At 72.4% G+C, this 23,709-nt stretch carries 22 protein-coding genes, 1 tRNA gene and 1 rRNA gene; 11 read left to right on the top strand and 13 right to left on the bottom strand.

Annotated elements, in window-relative coordinates:
- Positions 1–336: 336 nt before the first annotated feature.
- Complete coding sequence (locus NOCJ54_RS27130; RefSeq protein WP_051486148.1) at positions 337–1,743, bottom strand: cobyric acid synthase; 1,407 nt, start codon at positions 1,741–1,743, stop codon at positions 337–339.
- Positions 1,744–1,789: 46 nt separating this feature from the next.
- Here NOCJ54_RS27130 and NOCJ54_RS28605 point away from each other — a divergent pair, with 46 nt between their 5' ends.
- Positions 1,790–2,347 carry a hypothetical protein gene (locus tag NOCJ54_RS28605; protein ID WP_051486147.1) on the top strand — a complete coding sequence of 186 codons (558 nt, stop codon included), beginning with the start codon at positions 1,790–1,792 and terminating at the stop codon, positions 2,345–2,347.
- Here NOCJ54_RS28605 and NOCJ54_RS0119725 read toward each other — a convergent pair.
- Positions 2,314–3,885, bottom strand: coding sequence for an AMP-binding protein (locus tag NOCJ54_RS0119725; protein WP_232221841.1), 1,572 nt, complete (start codon positions 3,883–3,885; stop codon positions 2,314–2,316). The genes NOCJ54_RS28605 and NOCJ54_RS0119725 overlap by 34 nt on opposite strands.
- A 154-nt stretch (positions 3,886–4,039) precedes the next feature.
- On the opposite strand from NOCJ54_RS0119725, the gene NOCJ54_RS27120 reads away from it, so the two are divergent.
- From NOCJ54_RS27120 to NOCJ54_RS0119710, 3 genes are read left to right on the top strand one after another with little or no spacing between them, the layout of a single operon-like run.
- Complete coding sequence (locus NOCJ54_RS27120; RefSeq protein ID WP_198020279.1) at positions 4,040–4,423, top strand: hypothetical protein; 384 nt, start codon at positions 4,040–4,042, stop codon at positions 4,421–4,423.
- The gene (locus NOCJ54_RS27115; protein ID WP_051486144.1) at positions 4,410–5,840 is read left to right on the top strand and encodes a sensor histidine kinase; all 1,431 of its coding nucleotides are present in this window, start codon (positions 4,410–4,412) and stop codon (positions 5,838–5,840) included. The genes NOCJ54_RS27120 and NOCJ54_RS27115 overlap by 14 nt, the downstream gene beginning before the upstream one ends.
- Entirely contained in the window at positions 5,825–6,493 is a 669-nt protein-coding gene (locus NOCJ54_RS0119710; protein ID WP_028656861.1) for a response regulator transcription factor, read from the top strand. The genes NOCJ54_RS27115 and NOCJ54_RS0119710 overlap by 16 nt, the downstream gene beginning before the upstream one ends.
- 8 nt (positions 6,494–6,501) lie before the next feature.
- Here NOCJ54_RS0119710 and NOCJ54_RS0119705 read toward each other — a convergent pair whose 3' ends face one another.
- From NOCJ54_RS0119705 to NOCJ54_RS0119685, 6 genes are all read right to left on the bottom strand, one after another.
- Positions 6,502–7,377 (bottom strand): serine/threonine-protein kinase, encoded by an 876-nt coding sequence (locus NOCJ54_RS0119705; protein WP_036518857.1) that lies wholly within the window; start codon positions 7,375–7,377, stop codon positions 6,502–6,504.
- 2 nt (positions 7,378–7,379) lie between these two features.
- Entirely contained in the window at positions 7,380–7,799 is a 420-nt protein-coding gene (locus tag NOCJ54_RS27110) for a hypothetical protein (protein ID WP_036518855.1), read from the bottom strand.
- A gap of 124 nt (positions 7,800–7,923) precedes the next feature.
- Positions 7,924–7,995 (bottom strand) — tRNA-Val (locus tag NOCJ54_RS0119700).
- Positions 7,996–8,233: 238 nt separating this feature from the next.
- The gene (locus tag NOCJ54_RS0119695; protein ID WP_028656859.1) at positions 8,234–8,722 is read right to left on the bottom strand and encodes a peroxiredoxin; all 489 of its coding nucleotides are present in this window, start codon (positions 8,720–8,722) and stop codon (positions 8,234–8,236) included.
- The gene (locus NOCJ54_RS0119690; protein WP_036518854.1) at positions 8,719–10,356 is read right to left on the bottom strand and encodes an AMP-binding protein; all 1,638 of its coding nucleotides are present in this window, start codon (positions 10,354–10,356) and stop codon (positions 8,719–8,721) included. The genes NOCJ54_RS0119695 and NOCJ54_RS0119690 overlap by 4 nt, the downstream gene beginning before the upstream one ends.
- A 35-nt stretch (positions 10,357–10,391) precedes the next feature.
- A complete protein-coding gene (locus NOCJ54_RS0119685) occupies positions 10,392–10,820 on the bottom strand; it encodes a DUF3052 domain-containing protein (RefSeq protein WP_028656857.1) in 429 nt (142 codons plus the stop codon).
- Between the two features lie 248 nt (positions 10,821–11,068).
- On the opposite strand from NOCJ54_RS0119685, the gene aceE reads away from it, so the two are divergent.
- Positions 11,069–13,885, top strand: a complete 2,817-nt coding sequence (gene aceE, locus NOCJ54_RS0119680) for a pyruvate dehydrogenase (acetyl-transferring), homodimeric type (RefSeq protein WP_028656856.1) — start codon at positions 11,069–11,071, stop codon at positions 13,883–13,885.
- A 9-nt stretch (positions 13,886–13,894) separates the two neighbouring features.
- On the opposite strand, the gene NOCJ54_RS27105 is transcribed toward aceE, so the two are convergent.
- Positions 13,895–14,884 (bottom strand): alpha/beta fold hydrolase, encoded by a 990-nt coding sequence (locus NOCJ54_RS27105; protein WP_051486143.1) that lies wholly within the window; start codon positions 14,882–14,884, stop codon positions 13,895–13,897.
- 137 nt (positions 14,885–15,021) lie between these two features.
- Between NOCJ54_RS27105 and NOCJ54_RS0119670 the strand changes: the two genes are divergently transcribed.
- From NOCJ54_RS0119670 to fabF, 5 genes are all read left to right on the top strand, one after another.
- On the top strand, positions 15,022–16,206 hold the full coding sequence (locus NOCJ54_RS0119670) for a PucR family transcriptional regulator (protein ID WP_028656855.1): 1,185 nt from the start codon (positions 15,022–15,024) through the stop codon (positions 16,204–16,206).
- Between the two features lie 112 nt (positions 16,207–16,318).
- A complete protein-coding gene (locus tag NOCJ54_RS27100) occupies positions 16,319–17,260 on the top strand; it encodes an ACP S-malonyltransferase (RefSeq protein WP_036518850.1) in 942 nt (313 codons plus the stop codon).
- Complete coding sequence (locus tag NOCJ54_RS0119660) at positions 17,257–18,255, top strand: beta-ketoacyl-ACP synthase III (RefSeq protein WP_028656854.1); 999 nt, start codon at positions 17,257–17,259, stop codon at positions 18,253–18,255. Before NOCJ54_RS27100 ends, NOCJ54_RS0119660 begins: the two co-directional genes overlap by 4 nt.
- 33 nt (positions 18,256–18,288) lie before the next feature.
- Positions 18,289–18,534 carry an acyl carrier protein gene (locus NOCJ54_RS0119655; protein WP_028656853.1) on the top strand — a complete coding sequence of 82 codons (246 nt, stop codon included), beginning with the start codon at positions 18,289–18,291 and terminating at the stop codon, positions 18,532–18,534.
- Positions 18,535–18,591: 57 nt separating this feature from the next.
- Positions 18,592–19,842, top strand: coding sequence for a beta-ketoacyl-ACP synthase II (fabF, locus tag NOCJ54_RS0119650; RefSeq protein WP_028656852.1), 1,251 nt, complete (start codon positions 18,592–18,594; stop codon positions 19,840–19,842).
- Positions 19,843–19,939: 97 nt separating this feature from the next.
- Here the strand turns inward: fabF and NOCJ54_RS0119645 are convergent, their stop codons facing one another.
- Both NOCJ54_RS0119645 and NOCJ54_RS0119640 read right to left on the bottom strand, forming a co-directional pair.
- Positions 19,940–20,437 carry a DUF3145 domain-containing protein gene (locus NOCJ54_RS0119645; RefSeq protein ID WP_028656851.1) on the bottom strand — a complete coding sequence of 166 codons (498 nt, stop codon included), beginning with the start codon at positions 20,435–20,437 and terminating at the stop codon, positions 19,940–19,942.
- Between the two features lie 193 nt (positions 20,438–20,630).
- A complete protein-coding gene (locus NOCJ54_RS0119640; protein WP_051486141.1) occupies positions 20,631–21,569 on the bottom strand; it encodes an alpha/beta fold hydrolase in 939 nt (312 codons plus the stop codon).
- A gap of 56 nt (positions 21,570–21,625) precedes the next feature.
- Here NOCJ54_RS0119640 and NOCJ54_RS0119635 point away from each other — a divergent pair, with 56 nt between their 5' ends.
- Positions 21,626–22,312 (top strand): hypothetical protein, encoded by a 687-nt coding sequence (locus NOCJ54_RS0119635; RefSeq protein WP_028656849.1) that lies wholly within the window; start codon positions 21,626–21,628, stop codon positions 22,310–22,312.
- Between the two features lie 16 nt (positions 22,313–22,328).
- Here NOCJ54_RS0119635 and NOCJ54_RS27095 read toward each other — a convergent pair whose 3' ends face one another.
- Positions 22,329–23,291 carry a hypothetical protein gene (locus tag NOCJ54_RS27095; protein ID WP_036518848.1) on the bottom strand — a complete coding sequence of 321 codons (963 nt, stop codon included), beginning with the start codon at positions 23,289–23,291 and terminating at the stop codon, positions 22,329–22,331.
- A gap of 102 nt (positions 23,292–23,393) precedes the next feature.
- Positions 23,394–23,510: ribosomal RNA gene (gene rrf, locus NOCJ54_RS0119625) — 5S ribosomal RNA — on the bottom strand.
- Positions 23,511–23,709 lie beyond the last annotated feature (199 nt).

The raw sequence follows: 23,709 nt of genomic DNA, 5'->3' as shown, positions 1-23,709 counted from the left end.
CCGTCCAGCCGACCGGCAGGGCCCCGGGGTCAAGGATCGCGAAGCGACCGCGCAGCGGCGGAGCGAAGCGACGTCCTTGACGGCGGGGGCCGGTCGGCTACGGTGCGCGGCCGCCGACACCAACCACACAGCAGCACTCAGGCCGGTGGTTGAGGTGCGAGGCGCCCCAGCGCCGAGCCTCGAAACCAGTGGCCCCGGTGCACCCAACTGTGCCCTACACAGCCCGCCTGACAGGCCCAGAGGTTTCGAGGCTCCTCGCTGGCGCTCGTCGCACCTCAACCACCGGGAGAAGGCTTGCCGCCAGGCAAACTCAGCCAGGCGACGCGCTCGCGCCATTCAGCACAACGACAGCACCGCGTCCAGGTCGAGGTGCTCCTCCACCAGGTCACCGAGCAGGTCCAGCCGGGCGGCGCGGGCGGTGGGGAAGGAGGCGGAGGAGGTGACGCCGAGGGTGTCGGCGAGGTAGGCGGCGCGGGTGGTGTCGTCCTCGAGGCTGCCGTGGACCATGGTGCCGGTCACCGCTCCCCTGCGCGTCTCGCCGGTCACCCGGCCGTGGTGGATCTCGTAGCCCGCGGGCTCGTGCAGCACCAGCCGCTTCTCCGGGGAGAACCGGGTCGTCAGGTCGAGCAGGCCGAGCCCGTCGACGACCACGCCCGCCGGGCCCTCGACGCCGTCCGGGTCCTCGATCCGCCGGCCGAGCAGCTGGCAGCCGCCGCAGATGCCCAGGACCGGGCGGCCGGCGGCGGCGTGCCGCTGGATCGCGAGGTCGAGGCCGCGGGAGCGCAGCCAGGCCAGGTCGGCGATCGTGGCTCGCGTGCCCGGCACCACGACGAGGTCGGCGTCTGCGAGCCGCGCGGGGTCGGAGACGAGCTCGACGTCCAGCGCGGGCTCGAGACCGAGGGCGTCGACGTCGGTGAAGTTGCTGATCCGCGGCAGCCGGACGACCGCGACCTTCCGGCTGCCGGCCCGGTCGGCGGCGCGGCGCCCGTCGAGGTCGAGCGAGTCCTCGGAGTCCAGCCAGAGGTCGGGGTGCCACGGCAGCGCGCCGTACGTCGGCCGGCCGGTGCGTTGCTCGAGGTCGGCCAGGCCGGGGCGGAGCAGGTCGACGTCGCCGCGGAACTTGTTGACGACGTACCCCTTCACCAGTGCCCGGTCCGCCTCGTCGAGCAGCATGAGCGTGCCGTAGGCAGCGGCGAACCAGCCGCCGCGGTCGATGTCGCCGACCACGATGGTCGGCACGTCGCCGTGCCGGGCCAGCCCCATGTTCACGTAGTCCGTCGCGCGCAGGTTGATCTCCGCCGGGCTGCCGGCGCCCTCGGCCACGACGAGGTCGAACCTGGCGCGCAGGTCGTCGAAGGCAGCGAACGCGGTCTCGGCGAGCCGGGCCCGGCCGTCGTGCCAGCTGCCCGCCGACACCTCGCCGTCGGGCTGTCCCATCAGCACGACGTGGCTGCGGCGGTCGCTGCCGGGCTTCAGCAGCACCGGGTTCATCGCGACCTCGGGCTCGACGCCGGCGGCCAGCGCCTGCACCCACTGCGCGCGCCCGACCTCACCCGGCACGGCGCCCGGGCCGCGCACGACCATCGAGTTGTTCGACATGTTCTGCGCCTTGAACGGCGCCACCCGGATCCCCCGCCGGGCGAACGCCCGGCACAACCCGGTCGTCAGCACGCTCTTGCCGGCGTCGGAGGCCGTCCCCGCGACGAGCAGCGCCCCGCCGACGGGTCGTGGTGCGGTCGACACAGGTCCTCCTCGGGGGTCGTCGCCGGTCGCACCCTACGGTGGTCCCATGCAGCAACAGCAGGACGGTCTCCAGGTCGCGGTGCACGGCCACCCCAACGCCGACACCCTGCTCCTGTGGCACCCCGCCGGAGCCACGGACCGCGACGGCGTGGCCGCCCTCGCCAGCCGGATCGCGACGCGCAGCCACGTCCGGGTCGTCGTCCCCACGTGGACCACGGACTCCGCGGGCCGCGACCTCCTGCGGTCGGTCCGCTACGCCCGGGAATCGGCGGTGCACCCACCCGACCAGCTCTCGGTCGTCGGGTACGGCGCCGCCGGGATCGCCGCGCTCGGCCTGGCGCTCAACCAGCGCCGGCTCGGGATCGGGCTGGCGCGGGTGACCTGCGTCGACGGCGCGGCGGGGATCGCCGACCCGATCAGCGGGCAGGCGCTCCCGGAGCCGACCGCCACCGAGGCGCAGACCGCCGTCGACGTGGTCGAGCCCGACACCGCGACCGGCGCGGAGTGGGCGCGCGCGACCGTCGAGGCGTGGCGGGCCGCCGGCTGGGCGGCCACGCTCGTCCCCCGCGATCAGTTCACCTGGCGGGTGAACCCCTCCCAGTAGGGCGCCCGCAGCTTGAACTTCTGCAGCTTGCCGGTCGCCGTGCGGGCCAGCTCGTCGCGGAACTCCACGGACGTCGGGGCCTTGTAGCCGGCCAGCCGGTCCTTGCACCAGCGGATCAGCTCGGCCTCCATCTCCTCGCCCGGCGTGGCGTCCGCGGTGAGCACGACGAGCGCCTTGATGGTCTCGCCCCACTTCTCGCTCGGGACGCCGATGACGGCCACCTCGGCCACGGCCGGGTGCGAGAAGAGGGTGTCCTCGACCTCGATCGAGGTGACGTTCTCGCCACCGGTGATGATGACGTCCTTCTTGCGGTCAGCGATCGTCAGGTAGCCGTCGTCACCGATGAAGCCGCCGTCGCCGGTGTGGAACCAGCCGTCGGCCAGCGCCGCCGCGGTCTCCTCCGGCTTCTCCCAGTAGCCCTCGAGCACGACGTTCGAGCGGGCGAGCACCTCGCCGGTGCCCTCCTCGGACTCGTCGATCTTGAGGGTGACGCCGATGGCGGGGGCACCCGCGCGGGTCAGCCTCGTCGCCCGCTCCTCCGCGCTGAGGTCGTCCCACTCCGCCCGGGTGCGGTTGAAGGTCAGCAGCGGCGAGGTCTCGGTGAGGCCGTAGATCTGGATGAACTCCCAGCCGAGCTCCTCCTGGACGCGGATGACGGTCTTGGTCGGCGGCGGGGCGCCGGCCATGATGATCCGCACGCGGTCGCGGCCGGGGATCTCGCCCTCCCAGGTCTGCGCGGCCTCGAGCACCGCAGCGGCCACGGCGGGGGCCGCGCACATCACGGTGACCCCGTGGTCGCGCACCCGGCGCAGGATCTCGGCGCCGTCGATCTTGCGGATCACGACGTGCTTGGCGCCGACGCCGGTCGCGAGGAAGGGCCAGCCCCAGCCGTTGGCGTGGAACATCGGAAGGGTGTGCAGGTAGACGTCGCGGTCGTTGGCCTGCGCGTGCAGGCCGAAGGTGAGGGCGTTGGTCCAGATGTTGCGGTGCGTGATCTGCACGCCCTTGGGCCGCGCGGTCGTGCCCGAGGTGTAGTTGATGGTCGCGGTGGCGTTCTCGTCGTGCTCCCACGGCTTCGGCTCGGCACCGGCCGGGGCGTAGAGGGCCTCGTCGTCGCCGATGACGAACTTGTGCTCGCAGGTGACGCCGGCGAGGTGCTCCTCGACCTCCGGGTCGACGTAGAGCACCCGCGAGCCGGACTGGTCGACGATGTACTGCACCTCGTCGGGGCTGAGCCGGAAGTTCACCGGCACCAGCACGCGGCCCCAGCCGGCCACGCCGTAGAAGGAGGTCAGCAGGCGGCTGCTGTTGTGGCTCACGATCGCGACCCGCTCGCCCACGCCGATGCCGAGCTCGTCGAGCTTCGCGGCCTGGCGGCGGGCGAGCTCGCCGACCTCCCGGTAGGTCAGCTCGCCCTGGCTCGGGGCCGGCTGGTTCGGCTCGTCGACGATCCCGACCCGCTCGCCGTACACCTGGACGGCGCGGTCGAGGAAGTCATTGACGCTGAACGGCACGAACACGGTGATCCTCCTGGGCATGGCGGTGTGCTACACGCCACCCTAAGCGCGCCCCCTCGACGCGCGACCCCCTCGAAAGTGGGCACCGTCACCGGCCGCCCCGCGGTGGCGGCGATGAGAGTCCTCTCATCGTGCTCTCACCCCGCCCCCACGATCGGGCAGGATGATCGTCGTCATGGGACAGCTCTGGAAGACCCTGCTGCCGGTCGGCCTGCTGCTCGTCGTGGCCGGCTTCGTCGCGGGCGCGCTCGCGGCGGCCGGGTCCGACGAGCCGCCGGCCCGCACGCCGGTCGAGATGGTCACCGCGCCGACCTCGACGACGACCGGCACCCCCTCGCCGAGCACGGACCCGGCATCGCCTGCCACGACCAGCCGGCCGACGCGGTCCACCGGCGTCCCCGTGGTGACGCCCCGTCCTGGCGACCACGACGATGACGACCGCGACGACCGCGACGACCGGGACGACCGGGACGACCGGGACGACCGGGACGACCGGGACGACCGGGACGACCGGGACGACCGCGACGACAGCGACCACGAGCGGGATGACGACGACTGATGCCGGCGGCCGCGGCGGGCTCTCGGTCCGCACCCGCATCACGGCCGCCGTCGCCCTGCTGTCGGTCCTCGCGCTGTCGGCCGCCGGCGTGGTGGTCCAGCTGATCGAGAGCCGCTCGATCCTGGCCGACACCCAGCGCGAGGTGGAGCAGGAGCTCGACGAGTTCGTGGCCCTGCAGGCGACCGGTGACTTCGCGACCATCCCCGAGCTGCTCGAGGGCTTCCTGCTGCGCAACGTCCCCGACGACGACGAGCTGCTGGTCGGCTGGGTGGGCGAGGAACCGATCGCCCGCTTCCCCGGTGACGACCTCGTCGAGGACCCTGCCTTCCGCGAGGCGACCCTCCCGCTGGTCACGGAGGGCGGCACGACCTACCTCGACACCGCCGACGGCGAGGTCCGGATCACCAGCCAGCCGGTGCGGCAGGACCGCGAGGCCGGGGCGCTGGTGGTGGTGACCTACCTGGCCGAGGACCGCGGCGAGCTCGCGCGCACGATGCGCACGTACGCCGCGGTCGCGCTCGCCACCGCGCTGCTGGTGACCGGCGCTGCGGCCTGGCAGTCGGGCCGGCTGCTGCGCCCGCTGCGCACCCTGCGGGTCGGTGCCGACGCCATCAGCGCCACCGACCTGTCGCGTCGGCTCCCCGAGACCGGCAACGACGACATCACCGCCCTCACCCGCACGGTCAACGGGATGCTGGACCGGCTGGAGCGGTCCTTCTCGGACCAGCGGCAGTTCCTCGACGACGCGGGGCACGAGCTGCGCACGCCACTGACCGTGCTGCGCGGCCACCTCGAGCTGCTCGACGTCGGCGACCCGGTCGAGGTCGACGCGACCCGGGCGCTGCTGCTCGACGAGGTCGACCGGATGGCGCGCCTGGTCGGCGACCTCATCCTGCTCGCCAAGAGCGACCGGCCGGACTTCCTCGATGCCCGGCCGACCGACGTCGCCGACCTGCTGACCTCGGTGATCGGCAAGGCGCGGGTCCTGGGCGAGCGGGAGTGGGTGCTGGAGCTCTCCCCCGCCCTGCCCGAGCAGGTCGTCGTCGACGGGCAGCGGATCACGCAGGCCCTGCTGGCGCTGGCCGACAACGCCGTCAAGCACACCGCACCCGGCGGACGGATCGCCGTCGGCGCCGCGCTGCACGACAGCGCGCTGCGCTGCTGGGTGCAGGACGACGGCGCCGGGGTCGCGCCGGAGGACCGCGAGCGGATCTTCGGGCGGTTCGGCCGCGCCCGCGTGCCCGACGGCGACGAGGGCTTCGGGCTGGGCCTGTCCATCGTCGCCGCGATCGCCCACGCCCACGGCGGGAGCGCGTACGTCGACCCGCACACCCGCGCAGGTGCGCGCTTCGTCGTCGAGGTGCCGGTCGTCGTACCGGCGCCGGACCGGGAGGAGGACCCGTGGCCCGCATCCTGATCGTCGAGGACGAGCAGCGGATCGCGTCGTTCGTCGCGAAGGGCCTGCGTGCCGAGGGGCACCAGGCGACGATCGCGGCCGACGGCCCGACCGGCCTCGACCTGGCCCTCTCCGGTGACGTCGACCTCGTCGTGCTCGACATCGGGCTGCCGGGCCTCGACGGCTTCGACCTGCTCGACCAGCTGCGCGCGCAGGGCTCGCGGGTCCCGGTCATCGTGCTCACCGCGCGCGACTCGGTCACCGACACGGTCAGCGCGCTCGAGGGCGGGGCCGACGACTACATGGCCAAGCCGTTCCGCTACGCCGAGCTGAGCGCGCGGATCCGGCTGCGCCTGCGCCAGCACCCGCCGTCGGGGGACGCCGAGCCCGGGAGCCTCGCCGCCGGCGGCATCCACCTCGACCTGCGCACCCGCCGCGCCACGCTGGGTGGCCGCGAGGTCGAGCTCTCCGCCCGCGAGTTCGCGCTGGCCGAGGTCTTCCTCCGCAACGCCGGACAGGTGCTGTCCCGCGAGCAGCTCCTCGACCACGTCTGGGGCCTCGACTTCGACCCCGGCTCCAACGTCGTCGACGTCTACGTCGGCTACCTGCGCCGCAAGCTCGGCTCGGCCACCATCACCACGGTCCGCGGCATGGGCTACCGGCTCGAGCGCTGAGACGTCGCTCAGCCCTTCCAGCTGAGCTTCGGGGCCAGGAGGGCGGCGACCTCGGGCTCGAGGGCGTCGGCGACCTCGTGGGGCAGCGGACGGTCCTCCGGGGTGGGCTCGAGCATGGCGTGGACGAGCTTCTCCACCGTGGGCGGTACGTCGCCGGGCAGCTCGGCGGGGGCCTCGCGCAGCTGCGGGAAGCGCTCCCCCGGCTCGGCCGCCTCCGGGTCTCCCTCACGGAACGGCCGGTAGCCGGCGACCGCGTGGAAGAGGGTCGCGCCCAGGCCCCAGACGTCGCTGGCGTAGCCGGGCACGCCGTAGGGGCCGGGGGCGGCCTGCTCGGGCGCCATGTAGGCGTCGGTGCCGATGAGGCCGTCGATCTCGGCGGCCCGGTCGGCGGGCCGGGCGACGGACAGGTCGATCAGCCGCGCCGGCGAGCCCATGATGACGTTGCTGGGCTTGATGTCGAGGTGGCAGACGTCGGCGCGGCGGAAGAAGTGCAGCGCGGAGGCGACGTCGATCGCCAGCGGCAGGTACTGCTGCGGCGAGAGCCGGCGGTGGCGCCGGATCAGCCGCGACAGGCTGGGGCCCTCGACGTGCTCGAGCACCAGGTGCGGGCGGGGCCCCTCGTCGTCGTACCGCAGCCCGCGGACGACGACCGGGTGGTGCGCGACGTCGAGCGCGGTCGCCTCGCGCACCATGCTCCGCAGCGTGTGCTCGTCGTCGGCCTCGGCGGGCCGGACGACCTTGACGACGACCGGGCCGTAGGTGACCTCGTCGAACGCGAGCCAGGCCTCGTAGGCCGAGCCACCCCCGAGCGGCCGCACGGCGGTCAGCTCGGGGGTGATCGCGTCCCCTTCGGCGAAGCCCCAGGTGGACAGCTCCTCGGCCATGGTCAGCGGCGGGTGTTGTTGCGGCTGCGGTCGTTGGTCCGGTTCGCGGACCAGTCGCGCTTGAGCTTGTTGTTCTTGCCGTCGCGCGTCCAGTCCCGCACCGCGCGGCCGGAGCGGCTGTCGTCGCGACCGCTCCGCGCACCGGTCCGGCTGCGGTCGCCACGGGTGTTGCGGCTGTGGCTGACCCGGCTGCGGGTGGTGTCGACCGCGGCCCGGGCGCGGACGTCGTCGTCGCCGTTGTCGTCGTCGTTGTTGTCGTCGTCCTCGTTGACGAGCACGATGTCCGGGGTGTCCTCCTCGCGCTTGACCGCGAGGTCGGAGGCGCCGGCCTGCGAGGGCCACGCCAGCATGCTGATGGTGAGGCCGGCGGTCATCATCCCGACCAGGCCGGTCGCGGCGAGCGCGATGGGCTTCTTCTTCATGGTTCCTCCTCGTTGCGTACGCCGGCCGCTCGGCCGACGAGGAGGACTGTTCCGGCCCGGCGTGAGCCGTCGATGAGCCGACGATGAGAGTCGTCTCATCGACGGCCGCAGGGCAACGCGTGGGTGGGCGCAGAGGGGATCGAACCCCCGACCACTTCGTTGTAAGCGAAGCGCTCTACCGCTGAGCTATACGCCCCAGGAGCCGGGTCAGCCTAGCGGAGCCGTCCGCCGGCGGCCCAACTCCACCCGCCGGTCGCGCGGGTGACCGGATCCGGGAAGGAGCGGTAGTCCGCAGGCCCCGGTCCGGTAGTTCCTTTGGGTCATTTTTCAACCAAATCGCTTCCAGCCCTTGGACGACCCCGGGGCGGCCGCTAGAGTTCTACTCGTTGAACCGCTGGTGACCCGAGACGCCGGCGGTTCAACTCATTTTTCCCTCAGTCGGCGTCGCCGGCCGCACGGAGGGCCTCGAGCATGTCCTCGAGGCTGCGTGCAGCGGGCTTGGGGTGGTGCACGGCCCAGGAGATGCGCCCGTCCTTGCCGATGACGTAGGTCGACCGCTCCGGGCAGCCGGCCACCTCGTCGAAGACGCCGTACGCGCTGGACACCGCGCCGTGCGGCCAGAAGTCGCTGAGCAGGGTGAAGTTGAGGCCGTCGGCGTCGCTGAACGCCCGCAGCGAGTAGACCGGGTCGCAGGAGATGCCGAGGACCTCGGTGTCGAAGGTCAGGAACTGGTCGAGCCGGCTGCGGATGCCACCCATCTCGCCGGTGCACACACCGCTGAACGCGTACGGGTAGAAGACGAGCGCGACTGCCTTCCTCCCCCGGTACGACGACAGCGAGACGTCCTGGCCGAACTGGTCGCGCAGGGTGAAGTCGGGGGCGACCTCGCCGACCTGGAGGCCGGTCGCGCCGCTGGCGCTCACGCCCCGGACCCGGCATCGTCGTGGGTGGCGAGCTCGCGCTTGAGGACCTTGCCGGTGGCGTTGCGGGGCAGCTCGTCAAGGAAGACGACCTCGCGCGGCACCTTGTAGCGGGCGAGGTTGGCTCGCACGTGCGCCTTGACGTCGTCCTCGGTGAGCTCGGCGCCGGGCACCGGGACCACGAACGCACGGAGCCGCTGGCCGAAGTCGTCGTCATCGACGCCGAGGGCGGCGACCTCGGCGACCTGGTCGTGGCTGGCGATGCAGTCCTCGACCTCCTTGGGGAAGACGTTCTCGCCGCCGGAGACGATCATCTCGTCGTCGCGGCCCTCGACGTAGAGGCGCCCCTCCTCGTCGAGGCGGCCGACGTCGCCGGAGGACATGAGGCCGTCGACGACCTCCTTGCCGCCCCCGCCGGTGTAGCCCTCGATCTGCAGGGAGTTGCCGACGAAGATCCGGCCGGACTCGCCGGTGGGGAGCTCGCGGCCGTCGGCGTCGAGGATCTTCACGACCGTCTGGTGCGGGAGGCGACCGGCGCAGCCGGGGGCCTCGCGGAGGTCCTGCGGGGACGCGATCGACGCCCAGGCGACCTCGGTGGACCCGTAGACGGAGTAGAGGTTGTCGCCGTACCGGTCCATCCAGCGGGTCGGCAGGTCGCCGGGCAACGCGGAGCCGGACGAGGCGACGGCCTTGAGGTTCGGCAGCGGGTACTTGTCGAGCGTCTCCTCGGGCAGCGCCAGGATCCGCTGGAGCATGACGGGGATGACCGCGAAGGAGTCGCACTGCTCCTCGTGCAGGATGCGCAGCGCGTCCTCGGGGTCGAACTTGCGGGTCAGCACGAGGGTGGTGCCGAGCACCATCGCGAGCTGGTAGTGCGCGAAGCCCCAGGTGTGGAAGAGCGGCGCGGCGACGTGGGACTTCCACCCGCTCCTGAGCGGCATCCGCGACAGCAGCGAGATCGCGGCGGGCAGGCCGCCCTGGGGGCGGGGGGCACCCTTCGGCGTCCCGGTCGTGCCGGAGGTCAGGATGATGGTGCGGCCCTTGCGGCCGGCCGGCTCGAGGTCGCCGGTGTTCCCGGCGCGCAGCTGCGCGGCGATGATCCCCTCGAGGCTCTCCTCACCGGCGTCGTCGTCGGTCCAGCCGAGCACGCGGTCGGCGATGGCGGCGCGCGAGAGCAGCTCGGTGAACTCCTCGTCGTGCACGACGACGCGCGGCGCCTCGCGCTCGAGCACGTCGGCCAGCTGGGGGCCGGCGAACGCGGTGTTGAGGTAGAGCACGTCCGCGCCGAGCTTGCTGATGGCGATGGATGCCTCGACGAAGCCGCGGTGGTTGCGGCACATGACGGCGACGCCGTCACCGGCCCTGACGCCGCGGGCGCGCAGGCCGTGGGCCAGCGCGTTGGTGCGCTCCTGCAGCTCGGAGAAGGTGATCGAGCCGCGCTCGTCGATGATCGCCACCTGCTGCGGCATCCGCAGCGCGATGGTCTTGAAGCCGCCGGCCGGGGTGGTGCTCCACTTCAGGAGCGCGTTGACCATGCCGCCGAGCACCCTCGGCGAGTAGGGGCGGACGATGCCGGCCTCGGTCAGGATCTTCAGGCTCGTGCCCGCGTCGGTGACGCGGCTGGCGATCTTCCCCATGCGGATCAGGGTATGGGACGCGGTGTCGCAGTGACTCAGGAGACCGACTTGGGGGCGACCAGCTTCGTCGCGGCCCAGTCCTTGCTCACCGTGACCGCCGTGGTCTGCGCGAGACCGGCGATCGGCGCGGCCTCGGCGATGTCGGCCGCGTCCACCGCCCCGGGGCGCCCGATCTTGGGCGTCAGCAGCCAGATCACGCCGCCGCCGACGAGGTCGGTCAGCGAGTCGACGAGCCCGTCGACCAGGTCACCGTCGTCGTCGCGCCACCACAGCACGACCGCGTCGACCACGTTGCCGTAGTCGCCGTCGACCATGTCCCCGTCGATCGCGTCCTCGATCGCGATCCGGAGCTCGTCGTCGGTGTCGTTGTCCCAGCCGAGTTCCTGGACCACCATCCCGGGCTTGAGACCCATCCGATCGGCAGGTCCGGTCGGGGTGGTGCCGCCAGGGGCGGTCGAAGTCACGGTGCTTCCTCCAGGCTTTTTCGGGTACGACGAAGCCCCGACTGCTGCGGGACGGGCCCTAGTCCAGCGGAGTCGGGGCGGCGCGCGCAACCCTCGCGGCGGGTCGGCTCGCTCTCCGGACCCCCGGAGGCGGCCGCGGAGACCCCCGCAGGAGGCCCGCAGGACGTGTGCTGGGCACCGGCCGGAGGGCCACCGGGGCTACTCCCGGGTAGATTCCGCGGCTGGCCTCCGGGTGGAAGGATGGGGACGTGACCTCCGACACCCCCGACGCCACAGCCCCCGGCCACACCCCGGCCACCCGCCCCGCCTCGGTCATCCACGAGGGTCTGCCCACCCAGCTGCCGGACATCGATCCGGACGAGACCCAGGACTGGATCGACTCCTTCACCGCCATGGTCGAGGAGCGGGGCCGTGAGCGCGCCCGGTACGTCATGCTCCGCCTGCTCGAGAGTGCGCGGCAGAAGCAGGTCGGCGTCCCGGCGCTGCGCAGCACCGACTACATCAACACGATCCCGCCGGAGCGCGAGCCGTGGTTCCCCGGTGACGAGGACGTCGAGCGCCGGATCCGCGCGTTCATCCGGTGGAACGCCGCGGTCATGGTGTCGAGCGCGAACCGCAAGGGCCTCGAGGTCGGCGGCCACATCGCCACGTACCAGTCGAGCGCCTCGCTGTACGAGGTCGGCTTCAACCACTTCTTCCGCGGCAAGGACCACCCGGGCGGCGGCGACCAGCTGTTCATCCAGGGCCACGCCTCCCCCGGCATCTACGCCCGCGCGTTCCTCGAGGGCCGGCTGACCGAGGAGCAGCTGTTCCGGTTCCGCCAGGAGGTCCAGCACGGTCCCGGCGCCGGCCTGCCGTCGTACCCGCACCCGCGGCTGATGCCGGACTTCTGGGAGTTCCCGACGGTCTCGATGGGCCTGACCGGCATCAACTCGATCTACCAGGCGCGGTTCAACCGCTACCTGCACAACCGCGGCATCAAGGACACCAGCCAGCAGCACGTGTGGGCTTTCCTCGGTGACGGCGAGATGGCCGAGCCCGAGTCGCTGGGCGCGATCCGGGTCGCCGCGCGCGAGGAGCTCGACAACCTCACCTGGGTCATCAACTGCAACCTGCAGCAGCTCGACGGCCCGGTCACCGGCAACGGCAAGATCATCCAGGAGCTGGAGGCCTACTTCCGCGGCGCCGGCTGGAACGTCATCAAGGTCGTCTGGGGCCGCGAGTGGGACGCACTGCTGGCCCGCGACGTCGACGGCGTGCTGGTCAACAAGATGAACGCGACGCCGGACGGCGCCTTCCAGACCTTCTCGGTCGAGAGCGGCGCCTACAACCGCGAGCACTTCTTCGGCCCGGACCCGCGCCTGCGCGCGATGGTCGAGCACATGACCGACCGGCAGATCGAGAAGCTGCCGCGCGGCGGGCACGACTACCGCAAGGTCTACGCCGCCTTCGACGCCGCGACCAAGACCGTCGGCCAGCCGACGGTGATCCTGGCGCACACCGTGAAGGGGTGGACGATCGACGCCCTCGAGGGCCGCAACGCCACCCACCAGATGAAGAAGCTGACCCAGGACGACCTGAAGAAGTTCCGCGACCGGCTCTACCTGCCCATCAGCGACCGCGACCTGGAGACGGCCTACGAGGCGACCGGCACGGCACCGTTCTTCCACCCCGGCAAGGACTCCCCCGAGATGGAGTACATGATGGAGCGGCGCCGCCAGCTGGGCGGCTCGCTCCCCCGCCGCGTGGTGCGCGCGAAGGCGCCCCGGCTGCCCGGGGACGCCATGTACGCCGAGCTCAAGAAGGGCGCGGGCAACCACAAGGTCGCCACGACGATGGCCGCGGTGCGCCTGCTGCGCGACTGGATGAAGGACCCGGAGATCGGCAAGCGCTTCGTGCCGATCGCGCCCGACGAGTACCGCACCTTCGGCATGGACTCGATGTTCCCGTCGGCGAAGGTCTACGACCCGGCCGGCCAGACCTTCGAGTCGGTCGACCGCAACATGCTGCTGCAGTACAAGATGTCGCCGCAGGGCCAGCTGCTGCACGAGGGCATCTCGGAGGCCGGCGCGATGGCGTCGGCGATCGCCGCCGGGTCGTCGTACTCCACCCACGGCGAGCCGATGATCCCCTTCTACATCTTCTACTCGATGTTCGGCTTCCAGCGGACCGGTGACTCGATCTGGGCGATGGCCGACCAGCTCGCGCGCGGCTTCCTGGTCGGCGCGACGGCCGGCCGCACGACGCTGACGGGTGAGGGCCTGCAGCACGCCGACGGCCACTCCCCGCTGCTCGCGGCCACCAACCCCGCGGTCGTGCACTACGACCCCGCGTTCGCCTACGAGGTCGGGCACATCATGCGCTCGGGCCTGGAGCGGATGTACGGCACCAGCGAGGAGCACCCGCTGGGCGAGGACATCATCTTCTACCTCACCGTCTACAACGAGCCGGTCGACCAGCCCGCGGAGCCGGAGGACCTCGACGTCGCCGCGCTGCTCAAGGGCATGTACCGCGTCTCGACGCCCGACGAGGGTGCGCAGGGCCCGCGGGTGCGCCTGCTCGCCTCCGGCGTCGGCTTCCCGTGGATCGCCGAGGCGAAGCGGATCCTCGCGGAGGAGTGGGGCGTCCACGCCGAGACCTGGTCGGTCACCTCGTGGAACGAGCTCGCCCGCGAGGGCGTGAAGACGGACAAGTGGAACCTCCTGCACCCCGACGAGGAGCACCGCACGCCGTTCGTCACCGACGCGCTCGGCCAGGGCCCGAACGCCCAGGCGCCGGTCGTGGCGGTGTCGGACTACATGACGGCCGTGCCGCTGCAGATCGCGCCGTGGGTGCCGGCGGACTACCGGGTGCTCGGCGCCGACGGCTTCGGCTTCGCCGACACCCGCCCCGCCGCCCGCCGGTTCTTCCAGGTCGACGCCGAGTCGGTCGTGGTCCAGACCCTGGCCGCCCTCGCCGATGCCGGCGAGATCGACCCGGGCCGGGTGAAGGAGGCGCTCGAGCGCTACCGGATCGACGACCCGACCGCCGTCGCCGACCGCAAGCAGGAGGGCGGCGACGCCTGACGTGCGCCGCTAGGCAGGCGTCGTCACCCGCACCACCGGTGCCGGTGACGGCGCCTCTGCGGACGCACCGGCCTTGAGCAGGCGCCGGAACCGCGCGCGGCTGTACGACGCCGGCTCGGTCGTGCTGACGAACTCGTCGAGGATCCGGGCGAACTCCCCGGGGTGGTCCTTGTGCGGGAAGTGGCCCGCGTCGGCGAGCACCTCGACCCGCACGTCCGGCGCGAGCGCGGCCGCGTTGCTCGCGTGCCGCACGGGGATCACCCGGTCGTCCTGGCCCCACACCACGGCCATCGGCATCGCCTCGCTGAGGTAGGCCCGGTCGGCCATCGTGACGATCTGGCCGCGCCAGTCGATCACCGCGCGGACGAGGTGGCGGATCGCGAACCGGGTGCGGCGGTCCTTCCAGGACTCGACGATGTCGGCGATCTCGCCGAGGTCGCGGGTGACCGGGCGCAAGGGCCCGACGCCGCCGTACTCGTGCGCGGTCCGGAGCGCGAAGGTCTCCAGGTGGCGCAGGCCGGGCAGGGTGAGCGCCCCCATCACCCGGAACCAGCCGGGGACCTGGATCAGCTTGATCAGGGGCGTGACGTCCGGCCCGAGGCCCCCGGTCGCGACGAGCATGACCCGCTGCGTGCGCTCGGGGAACTGGTAGGCGAACTGCATCGCCACTCCACCCCCGAAGCTGTGGCCGACGACGGTGACCTTGTCGATGCCCAGCACGGTGAGCAGGTCGCGCATGCCGTTGGCGTAGCCTCCGAGCGTGTAGTCGGCGCGCGGCTTGTCGGAGAGGCCGTGGCCGAGCAGGTCCGGCGCGACGACCGTGTACTTCTCGGCGAGCCGGTCGATCACCGGCGTCCACGTCGTGTGGTCGCAGGCGAGGCCGTGCAGGAGCAGGAGGACCGGCCCCTCGCCCTTCTTCACGAAGGCGCGCTTCTTGCCGTGGATGGTGACGAACTGCACGTCGTCGTGCTGCTCGGCGCGGTGAGTCGTTCCCGTCATGGGCACCCCCTCGTCGGCGAGCCGGCAGGTGCTTGCTGGCTGCTAGCAGGTGATGCGCGATTCAACCACGACCGTGGTCGCGCGTGACACCCACCCGGGACGATCCGTGACGGGGCCGAGGGTCCTACGCTGGTGCCATGTCGCCGACCGGACCCCAGGCCCGCGAGAGCGCCACCCGGCAGCTGCGGGCGGCGACCGGCTCCCTGAGCACCGCGGCCGTGGCCCGGATGGAGTCCGACCTCGCCTGGTTCCGCTCGCTCGGCGCCGAGGAGCGCTCCTGGGTCGGCATGATCGTGCAGGCCGGCGTGAAGGGCTTCGTCGACTGGTTCGCCGACGGCGGCGGGGTCGACCCGGACGACGACGAGGTGGTCATCCAGGTCTTCGGCGCCGCGCCGCGCGCGATGGCCGGCGTCATCGACCTCCACCAGACCGTCGAGCTGATCAAGCTCACGATCGACGAGGTGGAGCGCAACATCCAGCTGCTGCTCGAGCCGGACGTCATGGACGAGGTGCACGCCTCGGTGCTGCGCTACGGCCGCGAGGTCGCCTTCGCCACGGCCGAGGTGTACGCGCGGGCGGCGGAGGTCCGTGGCCGCTGGGACGCCCGCCTCGAGGCGCTCGTCGTCGACGCCGTGCTGCGTGCCGAGACCGACGAGTCGGTGCTCTCCCGTGCCAGCGCGGTCGGCTGGGCCGCCCGCGGCGACGTCGCGGTCGTCGTCGGCAACGCGCCCGCCGAGGCAGCAGGTGCCCCGACCGAGGCCTTCGACGCCGTACGCCGCAAGGCGCGCGAGCGGGGCCTGGACGCGCTCTGCGCCGTGCAGGGCCACCTGCTCGTCGTGATCCTCGGCGGTGTCGGAACCCCGGAGAAGGACGCGGCCGTGCTGGTCGACCTCTTCGGCGACGGCCCGGTCGTCGTCGGCCCGACCGCGGCCGACCTCGCGACCGCCCACCGCTCGGCGGCCGTGGCACTCGGCGCGCTGCGCGCAGCCGTCGGCTGGCCCGACGCTCCCCGCCCGGTCTCGGCGCACGACCTGCTCCCCGAGCGGATCCTCGCCGGGGACGACGCGGCCCGGGTCGATGCCGTCGAGCAGCTCTACCGCCCGCTGGCCGAGGCCCGCGGCGAGCTCGTCGAGACCCTGGTGGCCTACTTCGCCAACGGCGGCGGGATCGAGGCGACCGCCCGCGCGCTGTTCGTGCACGCCAACACGGTGCGCTACCGGCTCGGCCAGATAGCCGACGCGACCGGGCTGACCCCGTCGGTCCCCCGGGACGCGCTCGTGCTGCAGCTCGCCCTCGTGCTGGGGCGCCAGGCCGGCGTCTGACCCTCCGCGCCCGTGCCCGGGCCGCAGGTTGTGGGACCCCTACAAAGCCGCCGGTCCAAGTTCGTCGGAGGCACAGGCGCGTTCGCGGGCCCGTGCCCGGCAGGCTGGACCCGTGCTCGTGATCGTGGCCCCCGGACAGGGGGCACAGACTCCCGGATTCCTCTCGCCCTGGCTGGAGGACCCGGCCTGTGCCGCGCGCCTCGGCTGGCTCTCCGCCGTCGCCGGGCTCGACCTGGCGCACCACGGCACCGAGGCCGACGAGGACACCATCCGCGACACCAAGGTCGCCCAGCCCCTCCTCGTGGCCTCCGCGCTGCTGGCGGCTGGTCGGCTCGGCGCCGCGCCGGCGGCCGTCGCCGGCCACAGCGTCGGTGAGATCGCCGCCGCCGTCGCCGCCGGCGTCCTCAGCGACGAGCAGGCCATGGTGCTGGTCCGCGAGCGCGGCCGGGCGATGGCCGACGCCGCTGCGGTCACCCCGACCGGGATGACCGCCGTCCTCGGCGGCGATCGTGACGAGGTGCTCGCGGCGATCGAGGAGCACGGGCTCACCCCCGCCAACGACAACGGCCCCGGCCAGGTCGTCGCCGCCGGCACGCTCGAGCAGCTCGAGGCGTTCGCCGCCGCGGCGCCGAAGGGTGCCCGGCCCCGGCCGCTGTCGGTCGCCGGCGCGTTCCACTCCCCGCACATGGCCCCGGCCGTCGACCACGTCACCGCCCTCGCCGCCGCGGTCACCGTCGCCGACGCCCGGGTCCCCTTCATCACCAACTCCGACGGCTCGGTGCTGGAGGACGGCCGTGAGGTCCTCGACCGGATCGTCGGCCAGATCGCCCGCCCGGTGCGCTGGGACCTCTGCCTCGAGCGGATGGCCGACCTCGGCGTCACCGGCCTGCTGGAGCTGCCGCCGTCCGGCACGCTCACCGGCATCGCGAAGCGCTGGTTCCGCGGCCGCGACCTGGCCGTCGAGACGTTCTCGCTCGACAACCCCGACCAGCTCGAGGAGGCCCGCGCCTTCTGCGAGAAGCACGCGACGGCCGACCAGGTGGTGCCCGCATGACCGCAACACTGCGCACCGAGACCGGACCTGCCCACGCTGCCTTCCTCGGCGTGGGTGCCTACCGCCCCGCCCGTGTGGTCCCCAACGCGGAGATCGTCGACCAGATCGACTCCAGCGACGAGTGGATCCAGCAGCGCTCGGGCATCAGGACCCGGCGCTTCGCCGGCGACGACGAGACCGTCGTCTCGATGGCCGTCGCCGCGTCGCGCGAAGCCCTGTCCAACGCCGGGATCGAGGCCGCGCAGGTCGACGCCGTCATCGTGGCGACCGTCAGCCACCTGCTGCAGACCCCGTCGGCGGCGACCGCAGTCGCCCACGCCCTCGGCACCACGCAGCCCGCGGCGTTCGACATCTCCGCGGCCTGCGCCGGCTTCTGCCACGGCGTCGCGCTCGCCAACGACATGGTGCGCGGCGGCAGCGCCGGCCACGTGCTGGTGATCGGCGTGGAGAAGCTGTCCGACATCACCGACCCGACCGACCGGGGCACGGCGTTCATCTTCGCCGACGGCGCCGGCGCCGTCGTCGTGGGACCGTCCGAGACCCCCGGCATCGGTCCGGTCGTGTGGGGCTCCGACGGCGAGCACTACGACCACATCCGCACCCCGGACTGGCGCGACGTCCTCGCCCAGGGCTCCGGCATGCCGTACCTGTCGATGAAGGGCAACGAGGTCTTCCGCTGGGCGTCGTACGGCATGGCCAAGGTGGCGCAGCAGGCGCTCGACCGAGCCGGCATCACCGCCGACCAGCTCGACTGCTTCATCCCCCACCAGGCCAACAACCGGATCACCGACACCATGGCCCGGGCGCTGAAGCTGCCCGACTCGGTCCGGATCGCCCGCGACATCATCGACGCCGGCAACACCTCCGCCGCGTCGATCCCGCTGGCCCTCGACCGCATGATCGCCGAAGGCGAGGCGAGGTCCGGAGACCTCGCGCTCCTGATCGCCTTCGGTGCCGGCCTCGCGTACGCCGCGCAGGTCGTCACCATCCCCTGACCACCGAGTTCCACCAACAACCCTGGAGAGAAGATGAGCACCGAAGAGATCCGCGCCGCCCTTGCCGAGATCGTCAACGAGGTCGCGGGCATCCCGGCCGAGAACGTCCAGCTGGACAAGTCGTTCAGCGACGACCTCGACGTGGACTCGCTGTCGATGGTCGAGGTCGTGGTCGAGGCCGAGGAGAAGTTCGGCGTCACCATCCCCGACGACGAGGTCAAGAACCTCAAGACCGTGGGCGACGCCGTCGCCTACATCGAGAAGAACCAGGCCGCCTGAGCACCTGCTCCGGCACCGCCTGCACCACCCCCTGACTCACGAAGGAGACCGACAGCCATGTCCCGCACTCGTGTCGTCGTGACCGGCCTGGGCACCACGAGCCCGCTCGGCGGCGACGTCGCCAGTACCTGGGAGGGCCTCCTCGCCGGCCGTTCGGGGATCCGTCCCCTCGGCGACATGGCTGACGGTCTCCCGGTCAAGATCGGCGGCACCGCCGCCGTGGACCCGACCGAGGTCCTCGACCGCGTCGTCGCCCGCCGCCTCGACCGCTCCTCCCAGCTCGCGCTGGTGGCGGCACTCGAGGCGTGGGCCGACTCGGGCCTCGACGGCGTCAAGGAGGCCGGGGACCTCGACGCCGAGCGCTTCGGCGTCGCCTTCGCCTCCGGCATCGGCGGCGTCCAGACGCTGCTCAGCAACCACGAGGTGCTGCTCGAGAAGGGGCCGCGGCGGGTCTCCCCCATCGCCGTCCCGATGCTGATGGCCAACGCCCCGGCCGCGACCATCAGCCTCAAGCTCGGCGCCCGCGGCCCGGTCAACACTCCGGTCTCGGCGTGCGCGTCGGGCAACGAGGCGATCTCGCTGGCCGCCGACCAGATCCGGCTCGGCCGGGTCGACGTCGCGGTCGCCGGCGGCACCGAGGCGGCCATCCACCCCCTGCCCATCGCCGCGTTCGCGAACATGATGGCCCTGTCGAAGAACGACGCTGACCCGACGACGGTCTCCCGCCCGTTCGACACCGGTCGTGACGGCTTCGTGCTCGGCGAGGGTGCCGGTGCGCTCGTGCTTGAGTCCTACGAGCACGCGACGGCTCGTGGCGCCCGGATCTACGCCGAGGTTCTCGGCACCGGCATCACCGCGGACGCCCACGACATCGCGCAGCCCGACCCGGAGGGCCGCGGCGGCACCCGCGCCATCCGGCTGGCCGTCCACGACGCCGGGGTCGCGCCGTCCGACATCAAGCACGTGAACGCCCACGCGACCTCCACCCCGCAGGGTGACGTCGCCGAGTCGCTCATGCTCCACGCCGTCCTCGGCTCGGCGGCGAACGACCTGGTGGTCTCCGCGACGAAGTCGATGACCGGCCACCTCCTCGGTGGTGCCGGCGCCCTCGAGGGCGTCGCGACGGTGCTTGCGCTGCACCACCGCACTGCTCCGCCCACCATCAACCTCGACGAGCAGGACCCGAAGGTCGAGCTCGACGTGGCGACGAAGGTCCGGGACCTCCCACTCGGCGACATCGCTGCGTTGAACAACTCCTTCGGGTTCGGTGGCGCCAACGTGGCCGTCATCTTCGGGACGCCGAGCTGACGTCGTACGAGGTGCACGAAGGGCCCGGCGCGAACGCGCCGGGCCCTTCTTCTGTCTCGGGGAGGTACGACGTCGGGTCGGTCTGCCCGACCGCCGGTCAGACCACCTGGTGCAGCCAGCGCACCGGGGCGCCCTCGCCGGCGTGCCGGAAGGTCTCCAGCTCGTCGTCCCAGGGCTTGCCGAGCAGCTTGTCGATCTCGTTCTCGAGGGTGACCTCACCCATCGCCGCGCGCACGACGGCGGCCTTGAGCCGGTCCTCGGGGATCATGATGTCGCCGTGCAGGCCGGTGACCGCGTGGAAGACGCCGAGGTCGGGCGTGTAGGAGAACCGGGCGCCCTCGGTGGTCGCGGTCGGCTCCTCGGTGACCTCGAAGCGCAGGTGGTTCCAGCCGCGCAGGGCCGAGGCGATCTCCGCGGCGGCGCCGACCTTGCCGGTCCACGAGAACTCGCAGCGGTAGCTGCCCGACTGGGCCGGCTGCGGCGTCCAGTGCGGGTTCACGGGCACGCCGAGAACGCCACCCACGGCCCACTCGATGTGAGGGCACAGCGCGGACGGCGCAGAGTGGACGTAGAACACGCCCCTGGTTGCACTCATGCTTCCGGTCACCACGAACTCCTCGACTTCTCCCTACCTCCGGCGCGAGATACGCCTTCCCCAGCGGTCTCCTCGGAAGCGGTCGCAGTCCCGGAGCCAGCAGCATCCGTCATGAGCGACAATTGTGTGGTTGTGGTGACCATTGTGTCGCATGGGACACGCCGACACCAGTGATCCGGCCGTGTGTCCTGGACTACTCGCCCGACCCGGCTGCCGGGCGCAGCCCGATCAGCTCGTCCATGACCTGCTTCGCGACACCGAGGCCGCCCAGGTGGCTCTCCCCGTCGATGACCGTCATCGTCGCGTCCGGGAGGCGCTCGACGCAGTGCTGACCGTGCCGGAAGGGCACGATGTGGTCGTCGTCGCCGTGCCACCAGCGCACGGGCACCTTCACGTCCTCGAGCCGGAAGCCCCAGTCGCGGGTGAACAGCACGAGGTCCGACAGCGGGGCGGAGGTCTGGAACCGGCTGCCGTTGAGCAGGTCGTCGAGGAACATCGCCTTGAACTCGGGCCGGCCGAGCAGGGTCTTGTCACCGGGCGGCTGCACGGCGGCGTAGAGGTCGAGGGCAGGGCCGGCCAGCGGCTTCACGCCCCGGATCACACCGGTGAGCGCGACCCCGAGCGGCACCCGGGCCGCCGAGATCAGCGGCGCTGCGTGCACGGCCAGCTGGATCGGCCCGCCGTCGGCCGCGTCGGCGCCGCGGGTGGGCGCGACGCCGCCGAGCACGCCGACGCCGTGCACGCGGTCGGGCAGCGCGACGCCGGCCGCCAGGGCGTAGGGACCACCACCGGAGAGACCGACGACGGACAGGTCCTCGATCGCCAGCGCCTCGAGCAGCAGCACGAGGTCCTCGGTCCAGTCGAGGATGTTCGGGTAGAGGTGCGGCGTGGAGGAGCCGATCCCGGGCCGGTCGATGCCGATGATCCGGATGCCCGCCTCCTCGGCGTACCGGCGGGCGTCGACCGGGATCTGGCGCCGGGCTCCGGGGGTCCCGTGCATCCACACGAGCGCCGGGCCGCGCGGCGAGCCGTACTCCGCGAAGCTGAGGCGCCGGCCGTCGCGGACCGCGACGTTGCCCTCGAGGGTGGGGCGCTTGGGCTGCTCCGGGATCCGCACCGCCGGGAAGGTCATGCGCAGGAGTGTGACACGTGCACCCACTGCGCGTACCGGTGTCCTAAGGTTCGACCATGACCGACGGGGGAATCGCGCCCGACACCACCCGCCAGCCAGGCCGACGACGGGCGGAGAAGCCCTCCCGCAAACGTCCTGCCGAGCGGCCTGCGCCGCGTTCCCGCCGCACCCGGGAGACGGTCGCGCGCACCGGCAACGGACTCGACGAGCCCCCGCTCCCCCGGATCTCGCTCCAGTCGCGCACCGGTCGCCTGCTCATCGCCGCGGCCGGCGTGCTCCTGCTCCTCGGCTGGTTCGTCTGGTACGCCATGACGCCCGAGGACCTGCCGACCACCGGCAAGACGGTCAGCGCCCCCGGGGTCGTCGGCACGCCGCTCTACGTCGGCATGTTCAGCGCCTCGGAGGGCTTCGACCGCACGCTGCGCGTCTCCGGGGTGAAGGTGCACGCCACCACGAGCGCCGACCTCGAGATCACTCCCCTGCTGTGCCGACGCGGCACCGTGGGCGTGACGACCCGCCCCGAGCAGTTCTGCTCCGAGCTGGTGAACCCCGAGGGCCAGCGACTGGTCACCGGAGACTCGGTGGTCCTCAGGCTCGAGGCCGACGCACCGGTGGTTGCCGTCGTCGACCAGGTCCGGATCGCGTTCCGCGAGGACGTCCGCTGGGACACCAAGCCGGCGGGCGCGGAGCAGGCGATCGTCACCTTCAGCGCACGCCCGGACCCGACCCAGCCGACCGAGTAGGCCGCTGCGGCGGTCCTCAGTCCCGGTCGACCCGCTTCTCGAGGGACACGGCGCGGTCGGCCGCGTCGGTGACCTCCTCGGAGTCGATCGCGTTGGTCTTGTGGAACCAGGTGAGGGCGTCGTTGAGCCGGCCGGCGGCCTCGAGGGTGTCCGCGTAGGCGTAGCGCAGGCGCACCACCCACGGCTCGCGGCTCTTGCTGTTGAGCGGCGAGACCTCGAGCGTGCGCAGCGCGGCGTCCATCTGACCGAGGTCGCGGCGGGCGCCGGCCTCGACGATGGTCATCTCCGCCTTGGCAGCCGAGGGGAACTTCGCGACGGACGGGCTCTTGGCGAGCTCGAGGGCACGGGTGGGGTTCCCCAGCGCGCGGTGGCAGTCCGCCATGATCGGCAGGTAGGCCGTCGCGCCGTTCATCCGCTTCGCCGCACGCAGCTCCGCGAGCGCCTCGGCGTAGTGACCGGCCGCGTAGGCCGACTCGCCGACGGCCTCACGCACGACCGCGATCCGCGACGCGCGGGCCTTGGCGGCCAGGGTGTGCTGGTACGCCGTCTCCGGGTCGTCGTCGACGAGCTGGCCGGCGGCGGCGAGGTGGCGCGCCACGCGCAGTGCGAGCTTCTCCGGGAGGCTGCGCAGCTGGGCGCGCACCGAGGCGTCCAGCTCGCTGCCGGTGATGTCGTCGGGCAGCGGCGGGCCGTCGTAGACAGCCTGCGACGCGGTCCGTTCGGGCCGCTCGCGGCGGGACTCGCCACCGCGGCGCTCACCCTGACCGGCAGGCTTGCCGCGCCCCTGGCCGCCCCGGGCGCCGGCCGGCTTGCGGTCGCCGTCCTTGCGCTCGAACGGCTTGCGATCCCGTCCGGAGCTGCCGCGACCCTTGCCGTCGCCGCGGGACGCACCCGCTCCGCCTCGGCTGCCGCCCTGCCCCTGGCGAGGGCCACCCTGCCGAGAACCGCCGTCCCGGCGTCCACCACGCTGGTCTGCCACGTTCGTGCACCTGCTCCGTCTGAGATCGCTATTGAGATGAGAGAAGTCTGTCCCGAAAACACAGTAGAGGCCACCCATGGGGTGGCCTCTACTGGAATGTTTGTCCGGCGGCGTCCTACTCTCCCACATCCTCTCGGTTGCAGTACCATCGGCGCTGGCAGGCTTAACTTCCGGGTTCGGGATGGGACCGGGTGTTTCCCTGCCGCTATGGCCGCCGTAACTCTATGAACCCCTGTTCGGGCCGTCGGACCGGTGCCGCCCAGGTTCCGATTGCTCGGGCTGGTGGTGGGTGGTCCGTCCCTGGTGGGGGTTGGATCTTGTTAGTGGACGCGTGCGGTGTGTTGCCCCTGTTTGGAATCCACGTGTCAGGCACGTGTTGTTGGTGTGTGTTGGGGGTTTGTTGTGGCAAGTCTTCGGC

Origin of the sequence: Nocardioides sp. J54 (genome assembly GCF_000519005.1) — a bacterium.
Classification (GTDB): domain Bacteria; phylum Actinomycetota; class Actinomycetes; order Propionibacteriales; family Nocardioidaceae; genus Nocardioides.
Note: the sequence above shows the minus strand (reverse complement) of the source record. Positions and strands in the feature narration are given on the sequence as shown.

Excerpts from the sequence above, each read along its gene's own strand:
- NOCJ54_RS28605 (WP_051486147.1), top strand. The coding sequence starts at position 1,790 with ATGCAGCAACAGCAGGACGGTCTCCAGGTCGCGGTGCACGGCCACCCC.
- NOCJ54_RS0119725 (WP_232221841.1), bottom strand. The coding sequence starts at position 3,885 with ATGCCCAGGAGGATCACCGTGTTCGTGCCGTTCAGCGTCAATGACTTC.
- NOCJ54_RS27120 (WP_198020279.1), top strand. The coding sequence starts at position 4,040 with ATGGGACAGCTCTGGAAGACCCTGCTGCCGGTCGGCCTGCTGCTCGTC.
- NOCJ54_RS27115 (WP_051486144.1), top strand. The coding sequence starts at position 4,410 with ATGACGACGACTGATGCCGGCGGCCGCGGCGGGCTCTCGGTCCGCACC.
- NOCJ54_RS0119705 (WP_036518857.1), bottom strand. The coding sequence starts at position 7,377 with ATGGCCGAGGAGCTGTCCACCTGGGGCTTCGCCGAAGGGGACGCGATC.
- NOCJ54_RS27110 (WP_036518855.1), bottom strand. The coding sequence starts at position 7,799 with ATGAAGAAGAAGCCCATCGCGCTCGCCGCGACCGGCCTGGTCGGGATG.
- NOCJ54_RS0119690 (WP_036518854.1), bottom strand. The coding sequence starts at position 10,356 with ATGGGGAAGATCGCCAGCCGCGTCACCGACGCGGGCACGAGCCTGAAG.
- NOCJ54_RS27105 (WP_051486143.1), bottom strand. The coding sequence starts at position 14,884 with ATGACGGGAACGACTCACCGCGCCGAGCAGCACGACGACGTGCAGTTC.
- NOCJ54_RS0119670 (WP_028656855.1), top strand. The coding sequence starts at position 15,022 with ATGTCGCCGACCGGACCCCAGGCCCGCGAGAGCGCCACCCGGCAGCTG.
- NOCJ54_RS0119660 (WP_028656854.1), top strand. The coding sequence starts at position 17,257 with ATGACCGCAACACTGCGCACCGAGACCGGACCTGCCCACGCTGCCTTC.
- NOCJ54_RS0119655 (WP_028656853.1), top strand. The coding sequence starts at position 18,289 with ATGAGCACCGAAGAGATCCGCGCCGCCCTTGCCGAGATCGTCAACGAG.
- fabF (WP_028656852.1), top strand. The coding sequence starts at position 18,592 with ATGTCCCGCACTCGTGTCGTCGTGACCGGCCTGGGCACCACGAGCCCG.
- NOCJ54_RS0119645 (WP_028656851.1), bottom strand. The coding sequence starts at position 20,437 with ATGAGTGCAACCAGGGGCGTGTTCTACGTCCACTCTGCGCCGTCCGCG.
- NOCJ54_RS0119640 (WP_051486141.1), bottom strand. The coding sequence starts at position 21,569 with ATGACCTTCCCGGCGGTGCGGATCCCGGAGCAGCCCAAGCGCCCCACC.
- NOCJ54_RS0119635 (WP_028656849.1), top strand. The coding sequence starts at position 21,626 with ATGACCGACGGGGGAATCGCGCCCGACACCACCCGCCAGCCAGGCCGA.